This is a genomic window from Candidatus Pantoea symbiotica (assembly GCF_056491525.1).
Genome location: NZ_JBSZHR010000002.1, coordinates 3,801,249 through 3,823,913 on the forward strand (window position 1 = coordinate 3,801,249; position 22,665 = coordinate 3,823,913).

At 55.1% G+C, this 22,665-nt stretch carries 20 protein-coding genes; 10 read left to right on the forward strand and 10 right to left on the reverse strand.

The genetic code is table 11. The features are described 5' to 3' along the window. Nucleotides 1-8: 8 nt before the first annotated feature. From ACXIZX_RS18340 to mntP, 4 genes are all read right to left on the reverse strand, one after another. Nucleotides 9-1,871 carry an ABC transporter ATP-binding protein gene (locus tag ACXIZX_RS18340; protein WP_479404693.1) on the reverse strand — a complete coding sequence of 621 codons (1,863 nt, stop codon included), beginning with the start codon at nucleotides 1,869-1,871 and terminating at the stop codon, nucleotides 9-11. Between the two features lie 18 nt (nucleotides 1,872-1,889). Continuing rightward, on the reverse strand, nucleotides 1,890-2,855 hold the full coding sequence (dgcA, locus tag ACXIZX_RS18345) for an N-acetyl-D-Glu racemase DgcA (RefSeq protein ID WP_154183238.1): 966 nt from the start codon (nucleotides 2,853-2,855) through the stop codon (nucleotides 1,890-1,892). Between the two features lie 2 nt (nucleotides 2,856-2,857). Further along, complete coding sequence (gene dgcN / locus ACXIZX_RS18350; RefSeq protein ID WP_479404694.1) at nucleotides 2,858-3,865, reverse strand: N-acetyltransferase DgcN; 1,008 nt, start codon at nucleotides 3,863-3,865, stop codon at nucleotides 2,858-2,860. Nucleotides 3,866-4,353: 488 nt separating this feature from the next. After that, nucleotides 4,354-4,923 carry a manganese efflux pump MntP gene (gene mntP / locus ACXIZX_RS18355; RefSeq protein ID WP_061719827.1) on the reverse strand — a complete coding sequence of 190 codons (570 nt, stop codon included), beginning with the start codon at nucleotides 4,921-4,923 and terminating at the stop codon, nucleotides 4,354-4,356. 284 nt (nucleotides 4,924-5,207) lie between these two features. On the opposite strand from mntP, the gene ACXIZX_RS18360 reads away from it, so the two are divergent. The 4 genes from ACXIZX_RS18360 to ACXIZX_RS18375 all read left to right on the forward strand — a co-directional run bounded on the left by ACXIZX_RS18360 (nucleotide 5,208) and on the right by ACXIZX_RS18375 (nucleotide 8,632). Continuing rightward, nucleotides 5,208-5,447 (forward strand): DUF1158 domain-containing protein, encoded by a 240-nt coding sequence (locus ACXIZX_RS18360; protein WP_007891898.1) that lies wholly within the window; start codon nucleotides 5,208-5,210, stop codon nucleotides 5,445-5,447. Between the two features lie 535 nt (nucleotides 5,448-5,982). Beyond that, nucleotides 5,983-7,593, forward strand: a complete 1,611-nt coding sequence (gene mqo / locus ACXIZX_RS18365; protein WP_179453139.1) for a malate dehydrogenase (quinone) — start codon at nucleotides 5,983-5,985, stop codon at nucleotides 7,591-7,593. Between the two features lie 257 nt (nucleotides 7,594-7,850). Then, nucleotides 7,851-8,288 (forward strand): DUF417 family protein, encoded by a 438-nt coding sequence (locus tag ACXIZX_RS18370; RefSeq protein WP_479404695.1) that lies wholly within the window; start codon nucleotides 7,851-7,853, stop codon nucleotides 8,286-8,288. A 38-nt stretch (nucleotides 8,289-8,326) separates the two neighbouring features. Beyond that, nucleotides 8,327-8,632, forward strand: a complete 306-nt coding sequence (locus ACXIZX_RS18375; protein WP_061719829.1) for a hypothetical protein — start codon at nucleotides 8,327-8,329, stop codon at nucleotides 8,630-8,632. Between the two features lie 74 nt (nucleotides 8,633-8,706). On the opposite strand, the gene ACXIZX_RS18380 is transcribed toward ACXIZX_RS18375, so the two are convergent. Next, nucleotides 8,707-9,294, reverse strand: coding sequence for a LysE family translocator (locus tag ACXIZX_RS18380; RefSeq protein WP_154157301.1), 588 nt, complete (start codon nucleotides 9,292-9,294; stop codon nucleotides 8,707-8,709). 136 nt (nucleotides 9,295-9,430) lie between these two features. Here ACXIZX_RS18380 and ACXIZX_RS18385 point away from each other — a divergent pair, with 136 nt between their 5' ends. Beyond that, a complete protein-coding gene (locus ACXIZX_RS18385; protein ID WP_479404696.1) occupies nucleotides 9,431-10,921 on the forward strand; it encodes an aminotransferase-like domain-containing protein in 1,491 nt (496 codons plus the stop codon). On the opposite strand, the gene ACXIZX_RS18390 is transcribed toward ACXIZX_RS18385, so the two are convergent. Continuing rightward, complete coding sequence (locus tag ACXIZX_RS18390; protein WP_008106644.1) at nucleotides 10,888-11,511, reverse strand: glutathione S-transferase family protein; 624 nt, start codon at nucleotides 11,509-11,511, stop codon at nucleotides 10,888-10,890. The genes ACXIZX_RS18385 and ACXIZX_RS18390 overlap by 34 nt on opposite strands. 113 nt (nucleotides 11,512-11,624) lie before the next feature. On the opposite strand from ACXIZX_RS18390, the gene ACXIZX_RS18395 reads away from it, so the two are divergent. Next, nucleotides 11,625-12,473 carry a PhzF family phenazine biosynthesis protein gene (locus ACXIZX_RS18395; RefSeq protein WP_479404697.1) on the forward strand — a complete coding sequence of 283 codons (849 nt, stop codon included), beginning with the start codon at nucleotides 11,625-11,627 and terminating at the stop codon, nucleotides 12,471-12,473. A 70-nt stretch (nucleotides 12,474-12,543) separates the two neighbouring features. Here ACXIZX_RS18395 and ACXIZX_RS18400 read toward each other — a convergent pair whose 3' ends face one another. Next, on the reverse strand, nucleotides 12,544-13,302 hold the full coding sequence (locus ACXIZX_RS18400; protein WP_061719832.1) for an SDR family NAD(P)-dependent oxidoreductase: 759 nt from the start codon (nucleotides 13,300-13,302) through the stop codon (nucleotides 12,544-12,546). A gap of 115 nt (nucleotides 13,303-13,417) precedes the next feature. Here ACXIZX_RS18400 and ACXIZX_RS18405 point away from each other — a divergent pair, with 115 nt between their 5' ends. The 3 genes from ACXIZX_RS18405 to ACXIZX_RS18415 all read left to right on the forward strand — a co-directional run bounded on the left by ACXIZX_RS18405 (nucleotide 13,418) and on the right by ACXIZX_RS18415 (nucleotide 16,994). Further along, nucleotides 13,418-14,317 (forward strand): LysR family transcriptional regulator, encoded by a 900-nt coding sequence (locus ACXIZX_RS18405; RefSeq protein ID WP_036648956.1) that lies wholly within the window; start codon nucleotides 13,418-13,420, stop codon nucleotides 14,315-14,317. Nucleotides 14,318-14,362: 45 nt separating this feature from the next. Next, nucleotides 14,363-15,370 carry an inner membrane protein YhjD gene (gene yhjD / locus ACXIZX_RS18410; RefSeq protein WP_154157305.1) on the forward strand — a complete coding sequence of 336 codons (1,008 nt, stop codon included), beginning with the start codon at nucleotides 14,363-14,365 and terminating at the stop codon, nucleotides 15,368-15,370. A 289-nt stretch (nucleotides 15,371-15,659) separates the two neighbouring features. Then, the gene (locus ACXIZX_RS18415; protein WP_061719834.1) at nucleotides 15,660-16,994 is read left to right on the forward strand and encodes an MFS transporter; all 1,335 of its coding nucleotides are present in this window, start codon (nucleotides 15,660-15,662) and stop codon (nucleotides 16,992-16,994) included. 47 nt (nucleotides 16,995-17,041) lie between these two features. Here ACXIZX_RS18415 and ACXIZX_RS18420 read toward each other — a convergent pair whose 3' ends face one another. Together ACXIZX_RS18420 and ilvC are read right to left on the reverse strand one after the other, a co-directional pair. Next, a complete protein-coding gene (locus ACXIZX_RS18420) occupies nucleotides 17,042-18,370 on the reverse strand; it encodes an IS4 family transposase (protein ID WP_479403474.1) in 1,329 nt (442 codons plus the stop codon). 226 nt (nucleotides 18,371-18,596) lie between these two features. Next, nucleotides 18,597-20,072: a ketol-acid reductoisomerase gene (gene ilvC / locus ACXIZX_RS18425; RefSeq protein WP_008106632.1), complete on the reverse strand. Its 1,476-nt coding sequence runs from the start codon at nucleotides 20,070-20,072 to the stop codon at nucleotides 18,597-18,599. 161 nt (nucleotides 20,073-20,233) lie between these two features. On the opposite strand from ilvC, the gene ilvY reads away from it, so the two are divergent. After that, entirely contained in the window at nucleotides 20,234-21,115 is an 882-nt protein-coding gene (gene ilvY, locus ACXIZX_RS18430; protein WP_008106630.1) for an HTH-type transcriptional activator IlvY, read from the forward strand. Here ilvY and ilvA read toward each other — a convergent pair whose 3' ends face one another. Then, nucleotides 21,116-22,663, reverse strand: coding sequence for a threonine ammonia-lyase, biosynthetic (gene ilvA / locus ACXIZX_RS18435; protein WP_479404698.1), 1,548 nt, complete (start codon nucleotides 22,661-22,663; stop codon nucleotides 21,116-21,118). Nucleotides 22,664-22,665: the final 2 nt, after the last annotated feature.

The following is a 22,665-nucleotide window of genomic DNA, read 5'->3' on the forward strand; positions in this document are numbered from 1 at the left end:
ATTGAGGGTTAGCGCGAAACAAAATCAGCGACCCAGTGTTGCGGAGCAACCTGGCGATAACGCGGTTTAACGACCGTTTCTCCCACCTTGCGCAGCGGCGAAGGAATTTCGCCGTCCTCGAAAGTGCGGGGTTGACGGTTCTGGGGATCGGCCACCGGCACCGAGGCCAGCAGACGTTGGGTATACGGATGTTGCGGCTGGTTGAACACCGATTGACGCGGCCCCAGCTCAACGATCTGGCCGAGATACATCACCGCCACGCGGTTAGCGATACGTTCCACCACCGCCATGTCGTGCGAGATAAAAATCCACGCCACGCCGGTTTGCTGTTGCAGATCCATCATCAGATTCACCACCTGCGCCTGAATCGACACGTCCAGCGCCGAGACGGCTTCGTCGGCGATGATCACTTTGGGTTTCAACGCCATGGCGCGTGCAATAGCGATACGCTGACGCTGGCCGCCGGAAAATTCGTGCGGATAGCGCTGTGCGTGTTCCGGCAATAAGCCCACGCTTTTCAGCAACGCATCAACCTGCGGCGACGCTTCTTCCAGTGACTTCACCATGCCGTGCAGCAGCAGCGGTTCGGCAATGGTAAAGCCGACGGTGAGACGCGGATTGAGCGAGGCGTAAGGATCCTGAAACACCATCTGGATTTCACGGCGCAGCGGCTGGAACTGCGCCTCTTTCAGGTTGGCGATTTCATTGCCCTGGAAATGAATGCTGTCGGCGTCGCTGTTGATCAGCCGCATCAGCGCGCGACCGGTGGTGGATTTACCGCAGCCGCTTTCGCCGACAATCGCCAGGGTTTCGCCCGGCCACAGGCTGAAATCGATCTGCTCCACCGCGTGCACCTGATGGGTGAGCGCCGAGAAAATGCCGCTGCGAATCGGGTAGTAGACTTTCAGGCCGCGTACATCCAGCAGCGGCGTTTCGTCGTAGCGCGCGGTGCGTTGCTCGCTGTTATCGCTGGCATTGCTGCCCAGCAACGGAAAACGCTGTGGCCATGCGTGTTCGCGCATATCGCCGAGCTTCGGCACTGCGGCCAATAATGCTTTGGTGTAAGGATGCTGCGGCGCGTTGAAGATTTCAGTTACCGTGCCCTGCTCAACTACTTCGCCGCGCAGCATCACCACCACGCGATCGGCGATTTCTGCCACCACGCCCATGTCGTGGGTGATGAACAGCACCGCCATCTGCTTCTCGCGTTGCAGGTCACGCAGGATGTGCAGAATGCGCGCCTGCACCGTGACATCCAGCGCGGTGGTCGGCTCATCGGCGATTAACAGTTGCGGATCGCAGGCCAGCGCCTGAGCAATCATCACGCGCTGGCGCATGCCGCCCGATAGCGAATGCGGATAGCTTTTCATCACCCGATCGACATCAGCGATGCGCACCTGGCGCAGTAATTCACGTGCGCGCGCCTCGGCCTGAATTTTGTCGCAAATCTGATGATCCCGCAGCGCTTCGGTCAGCTGATCGCCGACGCGCAGCACCGGATTGAGCGAGGTCATCGGCTCCTGAAAAATCATCGCCATTTCACGACCACGTAAAGCACGGCGCTGCGCTTCATTTAGCGTGGCAAGCTGATGCGCGTTGCCCTGACGATCGCGGAACTGCATGCTGCCGCGATCGATACGTCCGGATGAGGCCAGCAAGCCCATTACCGCCAGCGAGGTGACCGATTTACCCGAGCCACTTTCACCGACCACGGCGACAATTTCGCCCTGATGAATGTTAAAACTGATGCCTTTCAGCGCCTGATTTTCGCCGCTGCGGCCGCGAAAACTGACGCTGAGATCCTGAATCGCGAGCACCGGTGCTGAACCGGCAACGCTGGCGGCGTTGGGTGTAAGTAAAGTGTCCGTCATCGTTGCTCCGCGTGCGGGTTACAGCCAGATTTGGCCTTGAGCGTAAGAAAGGAAGGGCGAGCTATCGGCGGCCAGCCAGATTGGGCCATCGAGATCGACATGCTCAGCGGCAATCGCCACCGGCAGCGCCGCTTCCATCGCCAGTGAAGAGCCGAGCATGCAGCCGACCATCAACCGCATATCGCGCTTCTGCGCCTCTTCCACCATCGCCAGCGCTTCGGTTAAACCGCCGCACTTATCCAGCTTGATGTTGATCATCTCGTAGCGATTGCGCAGCTGCGCGATGTCTTCACGTGTGTGGCAGCTCTCATCGGCACACACCGGAATCGGGTGCGCGAAGCGCTGCAACTCCTGATCCTGGCCCGCCGGTAACGGCTGCTCGACCATCGCGATGTTAAAACTCGCCAGCGCGTTGAACAGGCTGGGCAAATCCACGCCCGACCAGGCTTCATTGGCATCAATGATTAAGGTGGCGCGCGGCGCGGCCTGACGAATCGCGGCGACTTTTTCCAGAATCTCGTCGCGATTGAGTTTGATTTTCAGCAGGATGGCGCCGCGTGATACCGCATCGGCAGCGGCGGCGGCCATGTTCTCGATGGAATCGAGGCTGAGGGTTTCGGCGGTGATCACCGATGGCGGCTGACGACGCTCGCACTGTTGCCACAGCGTGTGCTTCGCCAGCGCGGCATCAAGTCGCCACAGCGCGCAGTCCAGCGCATTACGCGCTGAACCGGCAGACAAACGGCTTTGCAGATCGAGGCGGCTCAGGCCCGCTTCCATGTCGGCGCGCAACGCTTCCAGTTCGGCGTTGACGCTTTCTGGCGTTTCATCGTAGCGCGGCGTGGGCGTACATTCGCCGCGGCCAATAAAGCCGTTTTGCTCCAGCGTCACGCGAATCACCGTGACCGCCGTGCGTGTGCCGCGTGAGATGGCAAACGGACGCGCCAGCGGCAGCTCCAGCACTTCAATCTGCATGCGCCGCATAATTAGCCTCGCTCCTGCAGCAGCGCGGCGATATCCGCAATGCCGAAACGCACCGGATCGGTGGCAGGCACGCCGAATTCTGCGGTGATTTCTGCGCAATAGGCGCGCGCTTCTTCTTCGCTGTAGTTCGAGGTGTTGATGGCGAAACCGGCCAGTTGCACCGCGTCGCTGGTAACGTGCGCCGCGCGCAGGTTGGCTTCGACGCAATCTTTCAGGCTGACCATCGGCTGATGCGGCAGATGACGCATATGCGGACGGCCCATTTCATGGCACATCACCAGCCAATGCGGCTGCGCACCGTGAATCAGGCCCATGCTGACGCCAGCATAGGAAGGATGGAACAGTGAACCCTGGCCTTCGACGATATCCCAGTGATCGGCGTCATTGGCTGGCGACAGCGCTTCAACCGCACCGGCGATGAAGTCGGCAATCACCGCATCAATCGCAATACCTTCGCCTGCCACCAAAATGCCGGTCTGGCCGGTGGCGCGGAAATCGGCTTTCATGCCGCGTTCGCGCATCGCGGCTTCCAGCGCCAGCGAGGTGTACATCTTGCCTACCGAGCAATCGGTGCCGACAGTAAGTACACGCTTACCTGTGCGCTTCTTACCGCTGCCTACTTCCAGTTTTGGACGCATGTGGCGCAGGTCGAACAGCTCCACGCCGAACTCTTTAGCCAATGCCACCAGCTCCGGCTCATCCACCAGACGATGGTGCAAACCGCTGGCAACGTTCATCCCGGCTGAGATGGCGCTTTTTACCGTGTCGAGCCAATGAGTGGGCAAGTAACCGCCGGCATTCGCGGTGCCGAGCACCAGCGTTTTGGCTCCGCGCGCTTTGGCAGCGGCAATGTCGAGGACGTCGAGGCCCAGCGATACGGTGCAGCCCGGCAATTTGATTTCGCCAACGCACTGCTCTGGACGCCAGACGTGGATGCCGCGTGCGGTTTTAGCGGCCAGTGGATCGGTTACGTCGCCGAGGAAGAGTAAATAAGGTTGTGGGATCAGCATGATGTTTCTCGTTTCAGACGGTTTATAGGGCCTGAATTGACTATTTCATGCAGGAGAAAGGGTGACGAATGCTTGTTTAGTTGCGGGGTATAACGTGCGGCTATAGCCAGATCGAAATCTGATGGCTGAAGGGTTTTATCAGCAAGTTAGGGAGAAAATGGGGGGAATTGCGGCTGGAGAGATAAGAAAACAGTTGATAACCACAGGTCGATCCCTGACCGCGATTATCGAGGGTATTCTGTTAGCGCTGGATTAATGCTGTGCGCCTGGCGGTACGTGCTTGAAGGTTTCAACGTAAGCGTTAAACACGTAGCGGAAAAAGCGTTTCATAAGGCACCTGGTTCAAAAATTGTTGAAGAAATACGCAAAAAGTATAGCCGCTGAGCGTTTTTACCGCAATTATTTTTGAAGTAGATCACATAATGAAGGGAAATTAGGAATTGAGTGATGCAGTTAAAAGCGGTCACCATGAATGGCGACCCTACAAATTAAAACCAACCTAAGTGCTGGCCCAAAATTGTGCAGCCAATGCTGATCAGCACTACACCGCCCAGCACTTCGGCCCATTTGCCCATCACCGGACCGATAAATCGGCCAACCAGCACGCCGGTGGTCGCCATAATAGTGGTAGCGGCGCCGATGGTGACGGCGGTCATGATGATATTCACTTGCAGGAACGCCAGGCCAACACCCACGGCCAGCGCATCAAGACTGGTGGCGACAGCGGTTAGCGCCAGTACCATAAAACCGTGACGCTGCGGCGCTTCGCACGGCTCATCGGCGGTTTGACGGAAGCCTTCCATCATCATACGGCCGCCCAGCACGGTTAACAGCACGAACGCCACCCAGTGATCCCACGCCATGATGTAGCGGCTGGCCGCAAGACCAATTGCCCAGCCAATCAGCGGCGTTAACATCTCGATGACGCCAAAGATCAAACCGGTACGCAGCGCTTCTTTGAAATTCGGGCGATGCAGCGATGCGCCTTTGCCCAATGCTGCGGCGAAAGCGTCCATCGACATGCCAAAGGCCAAAATCAGGGTTGCGATAAATGTCATGGGTTTTCAATCAATGCTGCGGAACAGGCGCTAAAACCGCTACTTCTCCGCATTTATTGTTCAGTAATGAAAAAGTGCGCGCAGTCTAACACGCAAAAACGGCAAAAAAAAGACAGTAAAATCAGGGATTTAAGTATAGCAAAGGCTATAACTCTTAACTTTCGCTATTTTTGACGCTAAGTGAATGGAATAGAAGAAATTTCTTAGAGCGATTCGGCACGGGGATTGCACCGTAGCGCGGTTTTATGCGCTAATGCCCGCGCTAACTGATTTGGAAAATGACCATGAATAACCCATTCGAAACGCTGATCATCCCAGGCGGCATTCTGCTGCTGGGCTTTCTTTCTGCCCTGCTGCTGCCCGCGCCTTCATTTGGTATTGAGCTGGCAAAACAGCTGCAGGAAAGCCTGCATCTGATGGATGTTAATCAGCTGTATACCATCGTCTTTAGTTTGTGGTTTTTACTGCTGGGCGCGATTGAGTTTTTCGTGATTCGCTTCCTCTGGCGCCGCCGATCGCGCTGATCATTTTTCCGGCAAGGTGATGCATTTTTCTTCTGGCGGGCACCCACGCCCAAGCTGAAATTCATCACCACAAAAATGTAACATTACTTTTACACGATATGGCGAAATATCGCGCAACATAAAATCCGCATAAATAATCAATTTAGTTAAAACTCATAATTTTCAACATATTAAAATGTGACACACCTCACTCACCGTTTTCAACCCCACCAAAAGCACTCACAATAGCGCAACAACTGCATTACTCTAACCGTCTGATTAAGAGATAAAAATCCCTTATGACCGCGGGGTTGAGCTGATTAATTCTTATGCTGAATCATTTCCGCCTTTAAAAAATAAACAAACGTTTAATTCCGATACGAGAATGTTATATTCGAATGCATATGCATAACGTGCAGTTAACCGTTATCGTCCCCATGACTTATACCTGAGTCTTAACCTTTGAGAGATAGCGCCACGCGCTCGAAAGAAGCGCGGCTATTTCGCCTGCGAACCTGTTGAGCTTCAGGTCAACAGAGAGAGGAGATGTCGCCTCATGAGTACTACTGCGGTAAATCTGGCGCTCGCCGCTGCTGGCATGGAAAGTGCAAACCTTCAGGAACGAAAAGACGTCGACGTACTGCTGATTGGCGCAGGCGTGATGAGTGCGACTTTGGGCGCATGGCTGCAAGATCTCGAGCCTGACTGGTCGATTGAGATGGTTGAACGTCTTGATGACGTGGCCGTTGAATCCTCTAATGGCTGGAACAACGCCGGAACCGGTCACGCCGCGCTGGCGGAGCTCAACTATACGCCGCAGAAGGCGGATGGCAGCATCGACATCGCCAAAGCGGTGGCGATTAACGAATCGTTCCAGATTTCGCGCCAGTTCTGGGCGTATCACGTTCAGAAAGGCAACCTGCGCAATCCTAAAAGCTTTATCCACAGTACGCCGCACATGAGCTTCGTTTGGGGCGACGATAACGTTGAATTCCTGCGCAAGCGTTTCAATGCATTGCAGAAAAGCACGCTGTTCCGTGGCATGAATTACTCTGAAGACCGCGATCAAATCACCGAGTGGATTCCGCTGGTGATGAACGGCCGTGACAGCAAACAGAAAGTGGCGGCCACCTGGACCGAAATGGGCACCGATGTGAACTTCGGTGAAGTAACGCGTCAGCTGATTGCTTCTTTAGAAAAGAAAGCCAATTTCCGCCTGCGTCTGCGCCAGGAAGTGCGTGATATCAAACGCCTGAGCGACGGTCGCTGGCAGGTCACGCTGCATAATCTGGCCAGCGGTGAAAATCGCGTGCTGACCACGCGCCAGCTGTTTATCGGTGCGGGCGGCGCGGCGTTACCGCTGCTGCAGAAATCCGGCATTCCGGAAGTGAAAGGCTACGCCGGTTTCCCGGTGGGCGGTTCATTCCTGGTGACGGAAAATCCTGACGTCGTGAAACAGCACATGGCGAAGGTTTATGGCAAAGCCAGCGTCGGCGCACCGCCGATGTCGGTGCCACACGTCGATACCCGCGTGCTGGATGGCAAACAGGTGCTGCTGTTTGGGCCGTTTGCGACCTTCTCCACCAAATTCCTCAAGCAGGGTTCGTTGCTGGATATGTTCGGCGCGATGAACACCAGCAACCTCAAGCCGATGGTGCAGGTTGGCCTGAAGAGCTTCGACCTGGTGAAATATCTGGTTGATCAGGTTTTGCAAAGCGACAGCGATCGTATGGAAGCGTTGCGCGCTTACGTGCCGCAGGCGAAGCAGGAAGATTGGCGTTTAGTCACTGCCGGCCAGCGCGTGCAGATCATCAAGAACGATGCCGTTGAAGGCGGCGTGCTGCGTCTCGGTACCGAAGTGGTGACCTCGGAAGATGGTTCGATTTCGGCGTTGCTGGGTGCATCACCGGGCGCCTCCACCGCCGCGCCGATTATGCTTGAGCTGATGGCGAAAGCCTTCCCGGAACAGATGCGTTCACCGGAATGGCAGACCAAAATCCGCATGGTGATCCCTTCGTGGGGCCGCAAGCTGAACGGCGACGTCGCATTGACCGAGAAAGTGCTGGCCGATACCAGCCGTGTGCTGCAACTCGACTACGAGCCGGTGATTACACCTGATGCCGCCAACGATGAAGCGCGCGAAACGGCGCACGTGGTGGGGAAGTAACAAGGTAGTTCTATCCTGGTCGCCATGAATGGCGACCCTACAAAGGGTGAGCGTCGCTCGCCCCTTATTCCTTTTTTCTATTCCCCCGTAATTAATGACATCGTTGATTATATTTAATGATTACGTTAATTAAATGCTAAAAAACCTTTCCCTGTATAAAATTGATTTAACTGACTTCGCATACTCTCTATACGCGAATTGATGCAATCATAATAATCCGCATCAAATATCTCTTAATGTATAATGAGGTCATTGCGATGACAGTGAAAAATGATTATTTATTCTGCGCCATTCTTTTTCTCAATAAAAAAGACACCATCGCCCTGCGGTTATCCTTGATCGTTGTTTTCCTATTTTTTGGTATCGCCAAGTGGTTTGAATTTGAAGTGGAGGCGCTGACTCCGATAATTACCACAACATGGCTCAGTATTTTGAAGGACATGCTGGGACTGCATGGCACCAGCTACTTTCTTGGCGTAGTGGAATTAACCACCGTGGCGCTGCTGGTGCTAGGATTCAAAAATCCGATGGCGGGTGCCGCTGGCGCCACGTTGATCGTTTTAACGGGTGTGGTGACATTGAGCCTACTACCACAGCTTGGCACGATCGATAGTTTTATACTAAAAGATATTATGGTTGTAGCTATTGGTTTAACATTGCTTAAACAAGATTTAGTTCGCTGGCAGCAAGCTTAAGCTCGCCTCCCCAACAATGAATTATTCAAAGAGATAATATGATCATGGAACAACAATTCTCTGAAGCTGATGAAGCTTATATGACAAAAAAAATACCTCAATATATAGATGCGTTGGTTGAGAAGATTAATGACAAAATTATTGAAACAGAAACGACTGCCAGCTGGGATTTTGTTTCGCGCGGCATTACCTTTAATCACCACTTCCCCGCTAATGCCGATTTTTTGACAATCAGCGTGGTTGAAGCGCTTTTTCATAAACTCCACGCCGGAGATAAAGACTTAGCTGAATTAATGCTGACGATGATGGGTAAGCAAGCGGGAATAGAGCTAAAACGGTGTTAATATTTTATCGCAATGAAAACACTTTTAAACCCACGTTGCTGCGTAATAAGCAGCAACGTGGATAATGAATATGATTAACTCAACAATACCGCGTCGTACAACATCCAGCCCGTTGTCGCCACCAGCGACAGCGCCATTAAGCTGTTAAACGCCTGGCGCTTCCACGCGATTTGCAGATGATTGCGTAAACGATCGCCGAGCGCTGCCCAAATCAAAATGCACGGCAGATTCAGTGCCGCAAATCCCAGCAATACCGTCAGCACGCCGTTGCTGTTGGCGTACATCAGCGCCACGTTGGTGACCATCAGCCAGGCTTTGGGATTGACCGCTTGAAACAGGATGCCGCCCACCAGCGTCATCGGACGCGGACGTTCGCGCAGTTGCGGCGCGCCGGCACGGAAAATCTTCCACGAAAGCCACAGCAGATAGCTACAGCCAACCACCGTTAGCGGCAGACGAATCGCGCCCATCCAGTGCAGCAGCGCATCCAGCGCAACACTCGCCAGCAGCATCTGTATTGCGCAGCCCAGCAGGATGCCAAACAGCATCGGCAGCGTGCGTTTAAAGCCAAAGTTAACGCCCGACGTCGCCAGCAACAGGTTGTTCGGGCCTGGCGTGATCGACATAACGGTGACGTAGCTGAAGAATGAGGGATCAAGCATGATGCGCTTCCTGAAGTATCAATGATGTCTTCATGCTAGTGCGTATGCTGTAATGGAAACAGAGACACAAAACCACTATTGTAATGGATACAGTTGTCTCAAAAATGAATTGTACCCATTGTGCGCGGAGGCTTTTGTGTCCCTTCCACTTTCATCTGGTCAAACGCTGTATCAGCAGCTGGTCGATAGCTTTGCCGAGTCGATTCATCAGGGCACGTTGAAGCCTGGCAAGCGGCTGCCGGCGATACGTCGCGTGGCACAATCGCATCAGGTGAGTATCAATACCGTGCTTAATGCGTGGCAAATTCTCGAAGATCGCGGCTTGATTGAATCGCGTCCGCAGTCGGGTTATTACGTACGTGGCGTGCTGCCCGCCGTGACGCGCCCGGTAAAACCGCTGCCAGCAAAAATCAACGATCCTAGCGCGCAAAAGCTGGAGCTGATTGAGCAAGTGTTCGCGGCGCAAAATAATCCTGATTACACCAATATCTCGCTGGCCTGTCCGCAGGATGGCACTTTCTATCCGGCGGCGCGAATAGCGCGAATTACTGCGTCGATTTTGCGCCAGAATCCCGACATTATCGGACGCTATGCGCTTCCGCCTGGTAGTGAGCGCTTACGGGAGGAGATTGCGCGTCGTGCCCTGCACAACGGCATCAACCTGCCACCGCAGGCGATCACGCTGACGCATGGCTGTATGGAAGCGCTCCAGTTGGCGCTGCGTGCGGTGACCAAACCCGGCGATTGCATTGGTTTGGAGTCGCCAACCTATTTCTTCCTGTTCCCGCTGCTGGCGTCGCTGGGTTTGAAAGCGCTGGAAATCCCCACCGATCCGCATCAGGGATTGTCGCTGGATGCGCTGGAGATGCTGTTGCAGGAGAAGCGGATTCAGGCGGTGATCGCCATGCCGGGCGCGCAGAACCCGTTGGGATACGTGATGCCGCTGGAGAACAAAAAGCGGCTGGCGAAGTTAGTGAATACTTACCACATTCCACTGCTGGAGGATGGTTTGTATGACGAATTGCAGTTTGAGTGGCCGCTGTCGCCGCCGGTGAAGGCGTTTGATAGCGATGGCTGGGTAATTTACTGCACCAGCTTTACCAAAACCGTGGCGCCTGATTTCCGCGTCGGCTGGACGGCCGCCGGGCGTTTTCATGATGCTATCGCTCACCTCAAAGCGGTTTCGTCGATGGCGGAATCACGCTTGTTGAGTGAAACCCTGGCCGAATTCCTTGCCAGCGGCGGCTACGATCATCATCTGCGCACGCTGCGTCGGCGCTATGCCGCCAATCTGGATGCGGCGCGCGGTATCCTGGCCCGCCACTTTCCGCAGGGCACGCGCGCTACCCTGCCGTGCGGCGGGTTTGTTTTTTGGGTCGAACTACCGGGAAATATTGATACCGTGGAGATGTTTCATCGTCTGCTGCAGGAGCAAATCTGTGTGACGCCAGGCGCGCTCTACTCGCTGAGCGATCGTTATAAACACGCCTTGCGTCTCTCCTGCTGCTATCCGTTTGATGAGCGTTATACGTGGGCGTTGCAGCGCACCGGCGCGCTGGCCTGCGAAATGACAGGTTTGGCGCCGGGGCAGGATCAGGGTTTGCCGTTGCGGCCCCAGGTGGTGTAAGGCTCGCGCTCGGTCAGACGCTCGTAATAGGTCTGGACCGCCGGGAAGTTAGGATGCTCCAGCGGGGTTTCAAACCAGCGATTCACCGCCAGACCAACCGGAATATCTGCCAGCGAGAAGTTGCGGCCTGCGACGTAGCGCCCGGTTTTCTCCAGATGCTGGTTGAGAATGTTCATGGTGTGCGTCCAGCCTTTAACGGCCGCCGCCAGCAAACGGGGATCCTGATGCGCTGGCGAGTTGCGCACCAGTGACATAAACGCGTAGCGCCATGAGGTGTTGAGTTCGGTGGCTTGCCAATCCATCCACTGATCGACCGGCGCGCGTGCGCGTGGATTATCGGGATAGAGCCATTCGCCGCCATTGCTGTTGGCGAGATAGCGCAGAATGGTGTTGGATTCCCACAACACGAAATCGTCCTCGATAATCACCGGGACCATGGCGTTGGGATTGAGCGCCATAAACTCTGGCGAGTGCAGCGATTGCGGATCATCGCCCCAGGGTTCTAATTCGTACGCAATATCGAGTTCTGCGCACAGCCACAGAACTTTTCGCACGTTAATTGAAGAAGTACGGCCAAGAACTTTTAACATTGCGGACTCCGATTCCAGAATTCTTAATCTATTCATAGCCCTGTTGCTGGCCTTTCGCAATCAGCAGGATGTAAATCCCGATTTCAGACAACCTCAACGAGGAAGGAGTGACAATGAAGGTCGCATTTAAACAGGTGGATGTGTTTACCTCATCGGCGTTTAAAGGTAATCCGCTGGCGGTGATTATGGATGCACAGGGATTGAGTGACGCGCAGCTGACGGCGATTGCGCGCTGGACCAATCTGTCCGAAACCACCTTTGTGCTGCCGCCACAGGATGCGGCGGCAGATTACCGCGTGCGCATTTTTACCGTGGAAGGCGAACTGCCGTTTGCCGGACATCCGACGCTCGGCACCGCGCATGCGCTGCTGGAAGCGGGCTGGCCGCTGAAAACGCCGGGCAAAATCGTGCAGGAGTGCGGCGTAGGTCTGGTTGAGGTGAAAATCAGCGATGACGGCGCGCTGGCCTTTGCGGCACCCGCCGCAAGCTTAACGCCCTTCAGCGATGCGCTGATGAGCAGCGCGCTGAACAGTGAAGCTTTCGATCTCAGCCAAACGCCGACCATCGTTGATATGGGCATTCGCTGGCTGCTGATTCCGATGAGTAGCGCGCAAGCGGTGCTGGATGTGGTGCCGTCAGCAGCCGATTTACACCGTTTACAACAGCATGCTGAGGTTAACGGCACGGCGATTTTTGGTGCATTACCAGCAGGTGAAAACGAGCAGTATGAAGTGCGCGCATTGCTGGTTGAGAACGGCAGTTTGACCGAAGATCCGGTGACCGGCAGCGCCAACGCCTGTCTGGCACGCTACTTCGAGGCGAACCACCAAACGCGGGATTACCGGGCGCGTCAGGGCAGCGCGATTCAGCGTGAAGGTCGGATTCAGGTGAGTTTTACGGATAAGGCGATCTGGATTGGCGGCCAAACGGTGACGGTGATTGATGGGACGATTGATCTGTAAGGTTGCCATTTATGGCAACCTGGCTGGCGTCGCTGTTTAACGAGGTCGCCATGAATGGCGACCCTACGGATTACAGGCCTTGTCCGCCTGAGGCTTCGATGCGCTGTGCGGTGATCCAGCCGGTTTCATCGCTGAGGATCGCACTGATGGCATCGCCGATATCATCCGGCAAACCGACGCGGCCCAGCGCGGTCACCGAGGCGATATGATCGTTGAGATCTTTGGTATCACGCACGCGACCGCCGCCGAAGTCGGTTTCAATAGCGCCTGGCGCAAGAATGTTGACGCGAATATGGCGCTCGCCCAACTCTTTAGCCTGATAGCGGGTTAACACTTCCATCGCGCCTTTGATTGAGGCGTACGTACCTGAACCCGGCAGCGTCAAACGGGTTAAACCGCTGGAGATATTCAGGATGCGTCCACCATCAACGATCAACGGCAGCAGTTTTTGCGTCAGGAAGAACGGTCCTTTGAAGTGCACATTCACCAGCGCGTCAAACTCATCTTCGGTGGTCTCTGCGAACAGCTTGTAGTGACCGTGACCGGCGTTGTTCACTAAATAATCAAAGTTGTTACGCTGCCAGGTTTTCTGCAGCGCTTCTTTCACCTGCGCCACGAAGCCGTCGAACGTGCTGGTATCGCCCACATCCAGCTGCAGCGCCACCGCACGCGCGCCCAGCGCTTCAATCTCTTGCACTACCGCCTGCGCTTCTTCCGCATGACCGCGATAGGTAAACAGGATATCAGTGCCTTTGGCGGCCAGTTTTAGCGCCCCATTCTTGCCTAAACCGCGATTTCCGCCGGTAATCAATGCAATTTTATGACTCATGTTTCGCTCCAGTTGGAAAATTGAACACGTGTTAAGGATATTCGTGAATAATTGATCTATAAACGCAGAGGAATACGCAGCACTGTTTCACTAACAACAACAATCGGTGAACAACATGGATAAAATTCACGCAATGCAGGTTTTTGTGCGAGTGGCAGAAATGGGCAGTTTTACCCGTGCAGCAGAAAGTTTAGGTTTACCGAAAGGCAGCGTATCGCGCCAGCTGCAGGCGCTGGAGAATCAAATGGGAACGCGCCTGCTGCATCGCACCACGCGACGCGTGCATCTGACGCAAGACGGCCTGGTTTATTACGATCGCTGCCTCGATTTACTTTCGATGCTCGACGACATGGACAGCCTGTTCCAGCACGATCCCGGCACCTTAAGCGGCAAGCTGCGCGTGGATATGTCGGTGGCGATGGCAACCGGCTTTGTGCTGCCGCGCCTGCCGGAATTTTTGCAGCACTATCCCGGTCTGGAAATTGAGCTGAGCAGTAGCGATCGCCAGGTCGATGTGATTCGCGAAGGATTTGACTGCGTGGTGCGCGTTGGCGAGCTGAAAGATTCCGGGCTGATTGCGCGGAAAATCGGCTCGCATGCCTTGATCAATTGCGCCAGCCCCGGCTACCTTTCCCGATTCGGCATGCCGGTGCGGCTGGAAGATCTGTCGCAACATGCGATGGTGCATTACACCCAGCAGCTTGGACAACCTTCACTGGGCTTTGAATATTTTGATGGCAAACAGTGTCATTACGTTCAAACCGGCGGCGTGGTGACGGTAAACAGCACCGAAACCTATCGCGCGGCGTGCATGGCCGGGCTCGGCATTATTCAGGTGCCAGCGATTGGCGTGCAGCCGCTGCTGGAGTCAGGACAACTGGTTGAAGTACTGCATCACTTCCCGGCGAAACCGATGCCGATCTCGCTGCTTTACCCGCATCGCCGTAACGTGGCGCGCCGCGTACGGGTGTTTATGGAGTGGTTAAGCCACGTCTTGCAGGAGTACGTCACATAAGGCGCTATAATTGTATTTTCGCAGTGAACAGGATGACTATCGTCTATGACGGACAAAAAACCTATAGAGACAGCGGCCAAGGCAGAAGCCAAGCCGCTAATTGATATTAAAACCGGCAATAAAACCGTGGATGGCTCGATTCAAAATGTGTCGCGCTTCGCTGCCTGGTTTCAGGCGATTCCGGCAGTGGCGCATTTTATGCGCGCGCTGGAACGCTTTAACGATCGCCTCGGCAGCCAGTTTGGCGCGGCTATCACCTACTTCTCATTTCTTTCACTGATACCGATTTTGATGGTCTCCTTTGCGGCGGTCGGCTTTGTGCTGGCGTCGAATCAGGATTTGCTCACCGAGTTGATCAACAAAATCGTTAACAGCATCAGCGATCCGACGCTGGCCACCACGCTGAAGAATACGGTGAACACCGCGATTCAACAGCGCGCCACAGTGGGGATAACCGGTTTGCTACTGGCGCTCTACTCCGGCATTAACTGGATGGGCAATTTGCGTGAAGCGGTACGTGCGCAGTCGCGCGACGTGTGGGAACGCACGCCAGACGATCAGGAGAAACTCTGGAAGAAGTACGCACGCGACCTGCTTTCGCTGCTGGGTTTGATGTTTGCGCTGGTGATTACACTGTCGCTGACCTCGATTGCCGGTGCGGCACAGGCGGCGATCGTTAATGCGTTGGGGCTTGAAGACATTGAGTGGCTGCGTCCGGCGATGACAGTGATTGCGTTATCTATCTCCATCTTTGCTAACTATCTGCTGTTCCTGTGGATCTTCTGGATTCTGCCGCGCCACAAGCCTCGTAAAAAAGCACTGTTTCGTGGCACGCTGCTGGCGGCGATTGGTTTTGAGGTGATTAAGTTTGTGATGACGCTGACGCTGCCAAAACTGGCGACTTCGCCATCAGGTGCGGCTTTTGGTTCGGTGCTCGGCTTGATGGCGTTCTTCTACTTCTTTGCGCGTTTGACACTGTTCTGCGCTGCGTGGATCGCCACCGCTAAATACAAAGATGATAAAGAGATGCCGCAGCCGCATCAGGCTAAATAAGCCGACGAGGTTGTTACATTTGCCGTACTAGCTAAAAATGTTTCCTGCTGGCTACTTTTTCAGCAAAAACCAGCAGGAAACGCTAAAGGGTCACTTTAATTTGGCCCTTTTGCAGAGATTCCCGCCAAAAAAATCACACTTCCCGTTCCCATCCGCCACTGATTGCAGCAACTCAGAAATTATCCACTTATTCGCCGAAAAAGCCCGGTCTGACGCGGTTTTTCGCCATTGAATGCCGCAAACCAGGTGCGTAAGATTCTCTGTCTACATTTACAATTAAGAAACACTTATGCAAGCCTCCATCACAGAAACACTCGACAAAAAACACGACGACGCGCCGGTCAATTCACGTGGCAAAGTGGTTGTGGCATCGCTTGTCGGCACCGCCATTGAGTTCTTCGATTTCTATATCTATGCCACCGCCGCGGTGATTATTTTCCCGCACATTTTCTTCCCGCAGGGCGATCCGACCGTGGCCACGCTGCAGTCGCTGGCAACCTTCGCGATCGCCTTCGTGGCGCGTCCAATTGGTTCGGCCGTCTTCGGACATTTTGGCGACCGCGTTGGCCGTAAAGCAACCTTGGTGGCATCGCTGCTGACCATGGGCGTTTCGACGGTGCTGATTGGTTTGCTGCCAGGATATGAAACCATTGGCGTGGCAGCGCCACTGCTGCTGGCGCTGGCGCGTTTTGGTCAGGGCCTTGGACTCGGTGGTGAATGGGGCGGCGCAGCACTGCTGGCGACCGAAAATGCCCCGGCGAAAAAACGTGCGCTTTATGGTTCATTCCCACAGCTCGGCGCGCCGATTGGCTTCTTCTTCGCTAACGGCACCTTCCTGCTGCTTTCATGGTTGCTGACCGACGAGCAGTTCATGAACTGGGGCTGGCGCGTGCCGTTTATTCTCTCTGCGGTATTGGTGTTAATTGGCCTGTATGTGCGCGTTTCGCTGCATGAAAGCCCGGTATTCGCCAAAGTGCAGAAAGAGAATAAGCAGGTGAAAATGCCAATTGGTACGTTGCTGAGCAAGCATCTGACCGCCACCATTCTCGGCACTTTTATCATGCTCGCCACTTACACGCTGTTCTACATCATGACCGTGTACTCGATGAGTTACGGCACCGCGCCCGCGCCGGCTGGTCTTGGCTATTCGCGTAACAGCTTCCTGTGGATGCTGATGGTGGCGGTGATTGGTTTTGGTGTGATGGTACCGATTGCCGGTCTGCTGGCCGATCGCTTTGGTCGTCGTAAAACCATGATCACCATTACGTTGATGATTATCGCCTTTGCATTGATGTTCCCAATGCTGCTGGGTTCTGGCTCTCAGGTGCTGGTGATGGGCTTCCTGATCCTTGGTCTGAGCATTATGGGCCTGACGTTCGGTCCGATGGGCGCTCTGCTGCCAGAACTGTTCCCGACTGAAGTGCGTTATACCGGTGCATCCTTCTCCTACAACCTGTCGTCGATTCTTGGGGCTTCTGTGGCGCCTTATATCGCGACCTGGCTGAATGCCAATTACGGTTTGCAGGCGGTGGGTTTCTATCTGGCCTCGATGGCGGTGTTGACGTTGATCGCGCTGATTGCCTGTAAAGAGACGCGTAATCAGACGCTGTATGAAGCGGTGTAATTGATTGAGCGTTGAGAGAACCCGGCTTAGGTCGTAATGCCAGTCAGTTAAGCCTGACTGGCATTTCTTCTTTTGGCTGTCGGGTACTTCCAGGGCCTCTCTTTCACCACTCTCGGGAACGACCTCTCCCGTCGCCCCGGCAGTTTGACTATCTGCGCTATCGCGTCCACATTTTTCACCAGTTCCGGGATCCGCCCCGGTGACGCGCCCTCAAGCGTCCAGAGCAGCTTCATGACCCAGGCCGCAGACTCGCTGAAGCTCAGCTGATTAGGCCAGTATCCCTTAAGCGTCGACGCCATTTTTATCATCTGATATCTCACCAGATTATACGCAAGCAGCACGCCCCACAGCTCCTGACGCACCATCTCCGGTTTTTTGCTGCGCAGCGTCAGCCGGTTATCCTGCAGCCCCTGCTTGATTTCCCGATACCCCAGCTCTATCTCCCAGCGATGGCTGTACAGGTCCGCTATCTCTTTCCCCGGATAGCGCATCGCATCCGTCATCGACGTCAGGAACCGCCACGTCTTTCCTTTAATTTCCCGGCTGATAAGCCTCATCTCTGCATATTCCGCCAGATGAGGCCACTTCTTCCGCGCCTGAGGGGAGGTTTTAACACGGATGAGCGCATCTCCTTTTCCCAGGCGGCGTACCTCTTCGTACTGCAGGTCTTTGCGGGCTGCTATCATCCAGTGACGGTTTTCCCCCGCCTGATGCCAGGCGCTGAGCAGGCCGAACGAGGTATAGCCCTTGTCGAACAGCGTCAGGCTGTTGTCGGGGACGCGTGGGATAAGCCCTTCCGCCAGTATCATTTCGTTCTCATTCTGGCAGCCCATCACGGCGCCGCCGATAAGATGGCTGGTCAGCTCCATCAGGCAGACCACGCGTACCTGCGGATAGGGCGATGCACCGGCAACCGTTTTTGTGCGGGCGATAGCCTTTTCATTATCCGGCGTTTCCTGCGTGCGCCAGACGACGCCGTCAACCGCGTGAAGCGTCAGCCCACACCAGTCAGGATGCGTGGTCTGCGCGTGCCAGAGGTCGCTGCTTTGTTCGAAGACACGCCTGACGGCATCGTCTCCCAGGCGCTGCCGGGCCTGCACCACGGCGCTGGGCGCAACAAAAGGCCGGTTTCCCGGCAACAGAATATCAAGGCGATTCACGATGGCGTGCAGGGGCTCTTTGCGCTCAAGCGCCATGCCGATAAGGCACCAGACCATCATATCGGTGGTAAGACGACGCTTGCGGAGGGTAACGGAGCCTGACTCCTGAATGCAGCGGGCGATCAGTTCGGGCTCAAGGACATCCGCGAGTGTAGTGAGTGGGTTACGCAGAGAATCGTAGCAAGAGACAATATCAAGGGCCTGACGGAGCTGCATAAAAAAATCCGGAAACGAAACGTTCCCGGATTCTTACACAGCCACTGGATCGTTCAACTGATCCTTAACTGATCGGCATTACGGCTTAGGTCGGGTTTTTTATTGGGTGCGGTTTAAACCAGGTCGCCATGAATGGCGACCCTACGTTGTAATCGACAATCTTACATAACAAAAAACCCCGGCAAGCCGGGGTTTTTATTGTGCTGAAAACGGTGTCGTGCGTGGCTTAGCCAGCGACAGCGATACGTTTCATATCGGTCATGTAGCCACGCAGTTTGCGGCCTACAGATTCGATTGGATGCTGACGAACGGCTTCGTTGACGTCACGCAGCTGTGCGTTATCAACCTGAGTCCCTTCAACTGCTTTGCCCAGATCGCCCGGCTGCAGCGTGGTCATGAACTCTTTAAGCAGTGGAACTGCCGCGAAGGAGAACAGGTAGTTACCGTATTCTGCGGTATCCGAGATAACCACGTTCATCTCATACAGACGCTTACGTGCGATGGTGTTGGCAATCAGCGGCAGCTCGTGCAGTGATTCGTAGTAAGCCGACTCTTCGATGATGCCCGCGTCAACCATGGTTTCGAACGCCAGCTCAACGCCTGCTTTCACCATCGCAACCATCACGACGCCTTTGTCGTAGTATTCCTGCTCTTCGATTTTGCCATCAAACTGCGGTGCGTTTTCGAATGCAGTTGCGCCGGTCTCTTCACGCCAGGTCAGCAAGTTTTTGTCGTCGTTAGCCCAGTCAGCCATCATGCCTGAAGAGAATTCGCCAGAGATGATGTCATCCATGTGCTTCTGGAACAGCGGTGCCATGATGGTTTTCAGCTGCTCAGACAGCGCGTACGCACGGATTTTCGCTGGGTTAGACAGGCGATCCATCATCAGCGTAATGCCGCCGAACTTCAGGGATTCGGTGATGGTTTCCCAGCCGAACTGAATCAGTTTCTCGGTGTATGCCGCATCGTGACCTTCAGCCACCAGCTTGTCGAAGCACAGCAGAGAACCGGCCTGCAGCATACCGCACAGAATGGTCTGCTCGCCCATCAGGTCAGATTTCACTTCCGCAACGAAGGAAGATTCCAGCACGCCCGCACGGTCGCCGCCGGTCGCTGCTGCCCAGGCTTTAGCAATCGCCATGCCTTCGCCTTTTGGATCGTTTTCCGGGTGAACGGCGATCAGCGTAGGAACACCGAAACCACGCTTGTATTCTTCACGTACTTCAGTACCCGGGCACTTCGGTGCCACCATCACTACGGTGATGTCTTTACGGATGGTTTCGCCCACTTCAACGATATTGAACCCGTGTGAGTAACCCAGCGCAGCGCCATCTTTCATCAGCGGCTGAACAGCCTGAACTACCGCGGAGTGCTGCTTGTCTGGCGTCAGGTTAACCACCAGATCGGCCTGTGGGATCAGCTCTTCGTAAGTACCCACTTTGAAGCCGTTATCGGTCGCTTTGCGGAAAGAGGCACGCTTCTCAGCAATCGCTTCAGCACGCAGGGCATACGCCACGTCCAGACCAGAATCACGCATGTTCAGGCCCTGGTTCAGACCCTGAGCACCACAACCAACGATGACCACTTTCTTGCCTTTCAGGAAGCTAGCGCCATCAGCGAATTCGTCGCGTGACATGAAACGACATTTGCCCAGCTGCGCTAACTGGTTGCGCAGATTCAAAGTGTTGAAGTAATTAGCCATGGGTACTCCGGTTAGATGTTGTGTTTGTTTTTGTTCAGTAACGACGTTGTCTCTTACGCCGCGAATGACCCCATCATATGACAGGAAATCCGTTGCTTAAATTGATATATTAGCAAGGTCACATTGCAAAATTTGCAACATAACCTTGAGGCGATATGCGCATGGATTTACGAGACCTGAAACTCTTCCTTCATCTGGCTGAAAGCTGCCACTTTGGCCGCACTGCGCGTGCCATGCACGTCAGCCCTTCAACCCTATCGCGCCAGATTCAGCGCCTGGAAGAGGATGTCGGTCACGCGCTGTTCCTGCGTGATAACCGTACCGTGACGCTAACAGAAGCCGGTGAGCGTTTGCGCCAGTTTGCGCAGCAGACGTTGCTGCAATATCAGCAGCTGCGCCATGTGATGGATCTTAACGGCCCTTCACTGAGCGGCGAGCTGCGCCTGTTTTGCTCGGTGACCGCCGCTTACAGCCATCTGCCACCGATTCTCGACCGCTTCCGCGCCGAACATCCGCAGGTAGAGATCAAACTTACTACCGGTGATGCCGCCGATGCGATTGAGATGGTGCAATCCGGTGATGCCGATCTCGCCATCGCCGGTCGCCCTGAATCGCTGCCCGCCAGCATAGATTTTACGCCACTGGGCCTGATTCCGCTGGTGCTGATCGCTCCGGCGCTGCCTTGTCCGGTGCGCAATCAGGCAACGCAGGAGCAACCCGATTGGGCGCAGATTCCATTTATCCTGCCGGAACAAGGACCTGCACGCCGTGGTATCGATTTATGGTTCCGCCGCCAGCGCATTCCCAATCCACAGATTTATGCCACGGTTTCTGGTCATGAAGCGATTGTGTCGATGGTGGCGCTGGGATGTGGTATTGCACTGTTGCCGGATGTGGTGCTGGAGAACAGCCCGGAACCGGTGCGCAATCGCGTGTTAACGCTGGAGAATGTGGAGTCTGTCGCGCCGCTGGAACTCGGCGTTTGCGTACAAAAAAAGCGGCTCGGAGAGCCGCTTATCAATGCGTTCTGGCACCAGCTGTAATTACTGCCCGGCGAGGAAGAAACGGAACGCCGGGTTATTCGCTTCGTCATGCCATTCGTAGCCCAACGCGGTGAGATGGGTTTCGAAATCCGGTTCTTGATCGTTAGCTTCAAACGCCGCCAGCACGCGGCCGTAATCGGTGCCGTGGCTGCGATAATGGAATAGCGAGATATTCCAGTGCGCGCCAAGCGTCTGCAGGAACTTCAGCAGCGCGCCCGGTGCTTCCGGGAATTCAAAGCTAAACAGGCGTTCGCGCAGCGGCTTCGATGGACGTCCGCCCACCATGTAGCGCACGTGCAGCTTGGCCATTTCATCATCCGACAGATCCACCACGTTATAACCGGCTTCGCTCAGTTGGCTGATGATCTCACTGCGCTCCTCCAGCCCGCGCGTTAAGCGCACGCCAACGAAAATGCAGGCGTTATCCGCATCTGCGTAGCGATAGTTGAACTCGGTGATTGAGCGTCCGCCGATGGTCTGACAGAACTTGAGGAAACTGCCCTGCTGCTCTGGAATGGTGACCGCCAGCAGCGCTTCACGCTGTTCGCCCAGTTCGCAACGCTCAGAGACATAGCGCAAGCCGTGGAAGTTCACGTTGGCACCCGACAACACGTGCGCCAGACGCTCGCCTTTGATGTCGTGCAGCTGGATGTACTTCTTCATGCCCGCCAGCGCCAGCGCGCCTGAAGGTTCCGCCACGGCGCGCACATCTTCGAACAGATCTTTCACCGCTGCGCAAATCGCATCGCTATCCACCGTGATGATGTCATCGAGATACTCCTGACACAGGCGGAAGGTTTCGCTGCCGATGCGTTTAACCGCCACGCCTTCAGCAAACAAGCCCACGCGCGCCAAATCAACCGGCTCTCCGGCATCCAGCGCCGCCTTCAGACAGGCCGAATCTTCCGACTCCACGGCAATCACTTTGATCTGTGGCATCAGCTGTTTGATCAGCACCGCAACGCCTGCCGCCAGACCGCCGCCGCCGACCGGCACGAAAACGCGATCGAGATGCGCATCTTGCTGCAGCAGTTCCATCGCCAGCGTGCCCTGCCCGGCGATCACCGCCGGATGGTCAAACGGATGAACGAAGGTGTAACCCTGCTGCTCTGACAGCTCAATCGCTTTGGCTTTCGCCTCGTCGAAGTTAGCACCAAACAGATAAGCCTCACCGCCAAATGCGCGTACTGCATCAACCTTGATGTCTGCCGTGGCCAACGGCATCACAATCAGTGATTTGATGCCAAGCGTGCTGGCCGAGAGCGCCACGCCCTGCGCATGGTTGCCGGCCGAAGCCGTCACCACGCCGCGCGCTTTTTGCTCTTCGTTCAGCCCGGCAATCATCGCGTAGGCCCCGCGCAGCTTGAAGCTGTGCACGGGCTGACGATCTTCACGCTTCACCAGAATGGTGTTGCCAAGACGCGATGAAATTTTTTCCATTTTTTGCAGCGGCGTCACCTGAGCAATTTCATACACCGGTGAACGCAGCACTGCGCGCAAATACTCCGCGCCGTTTGGCTTTGCGGAGAGCGGTTGAGACTCAGCCATTA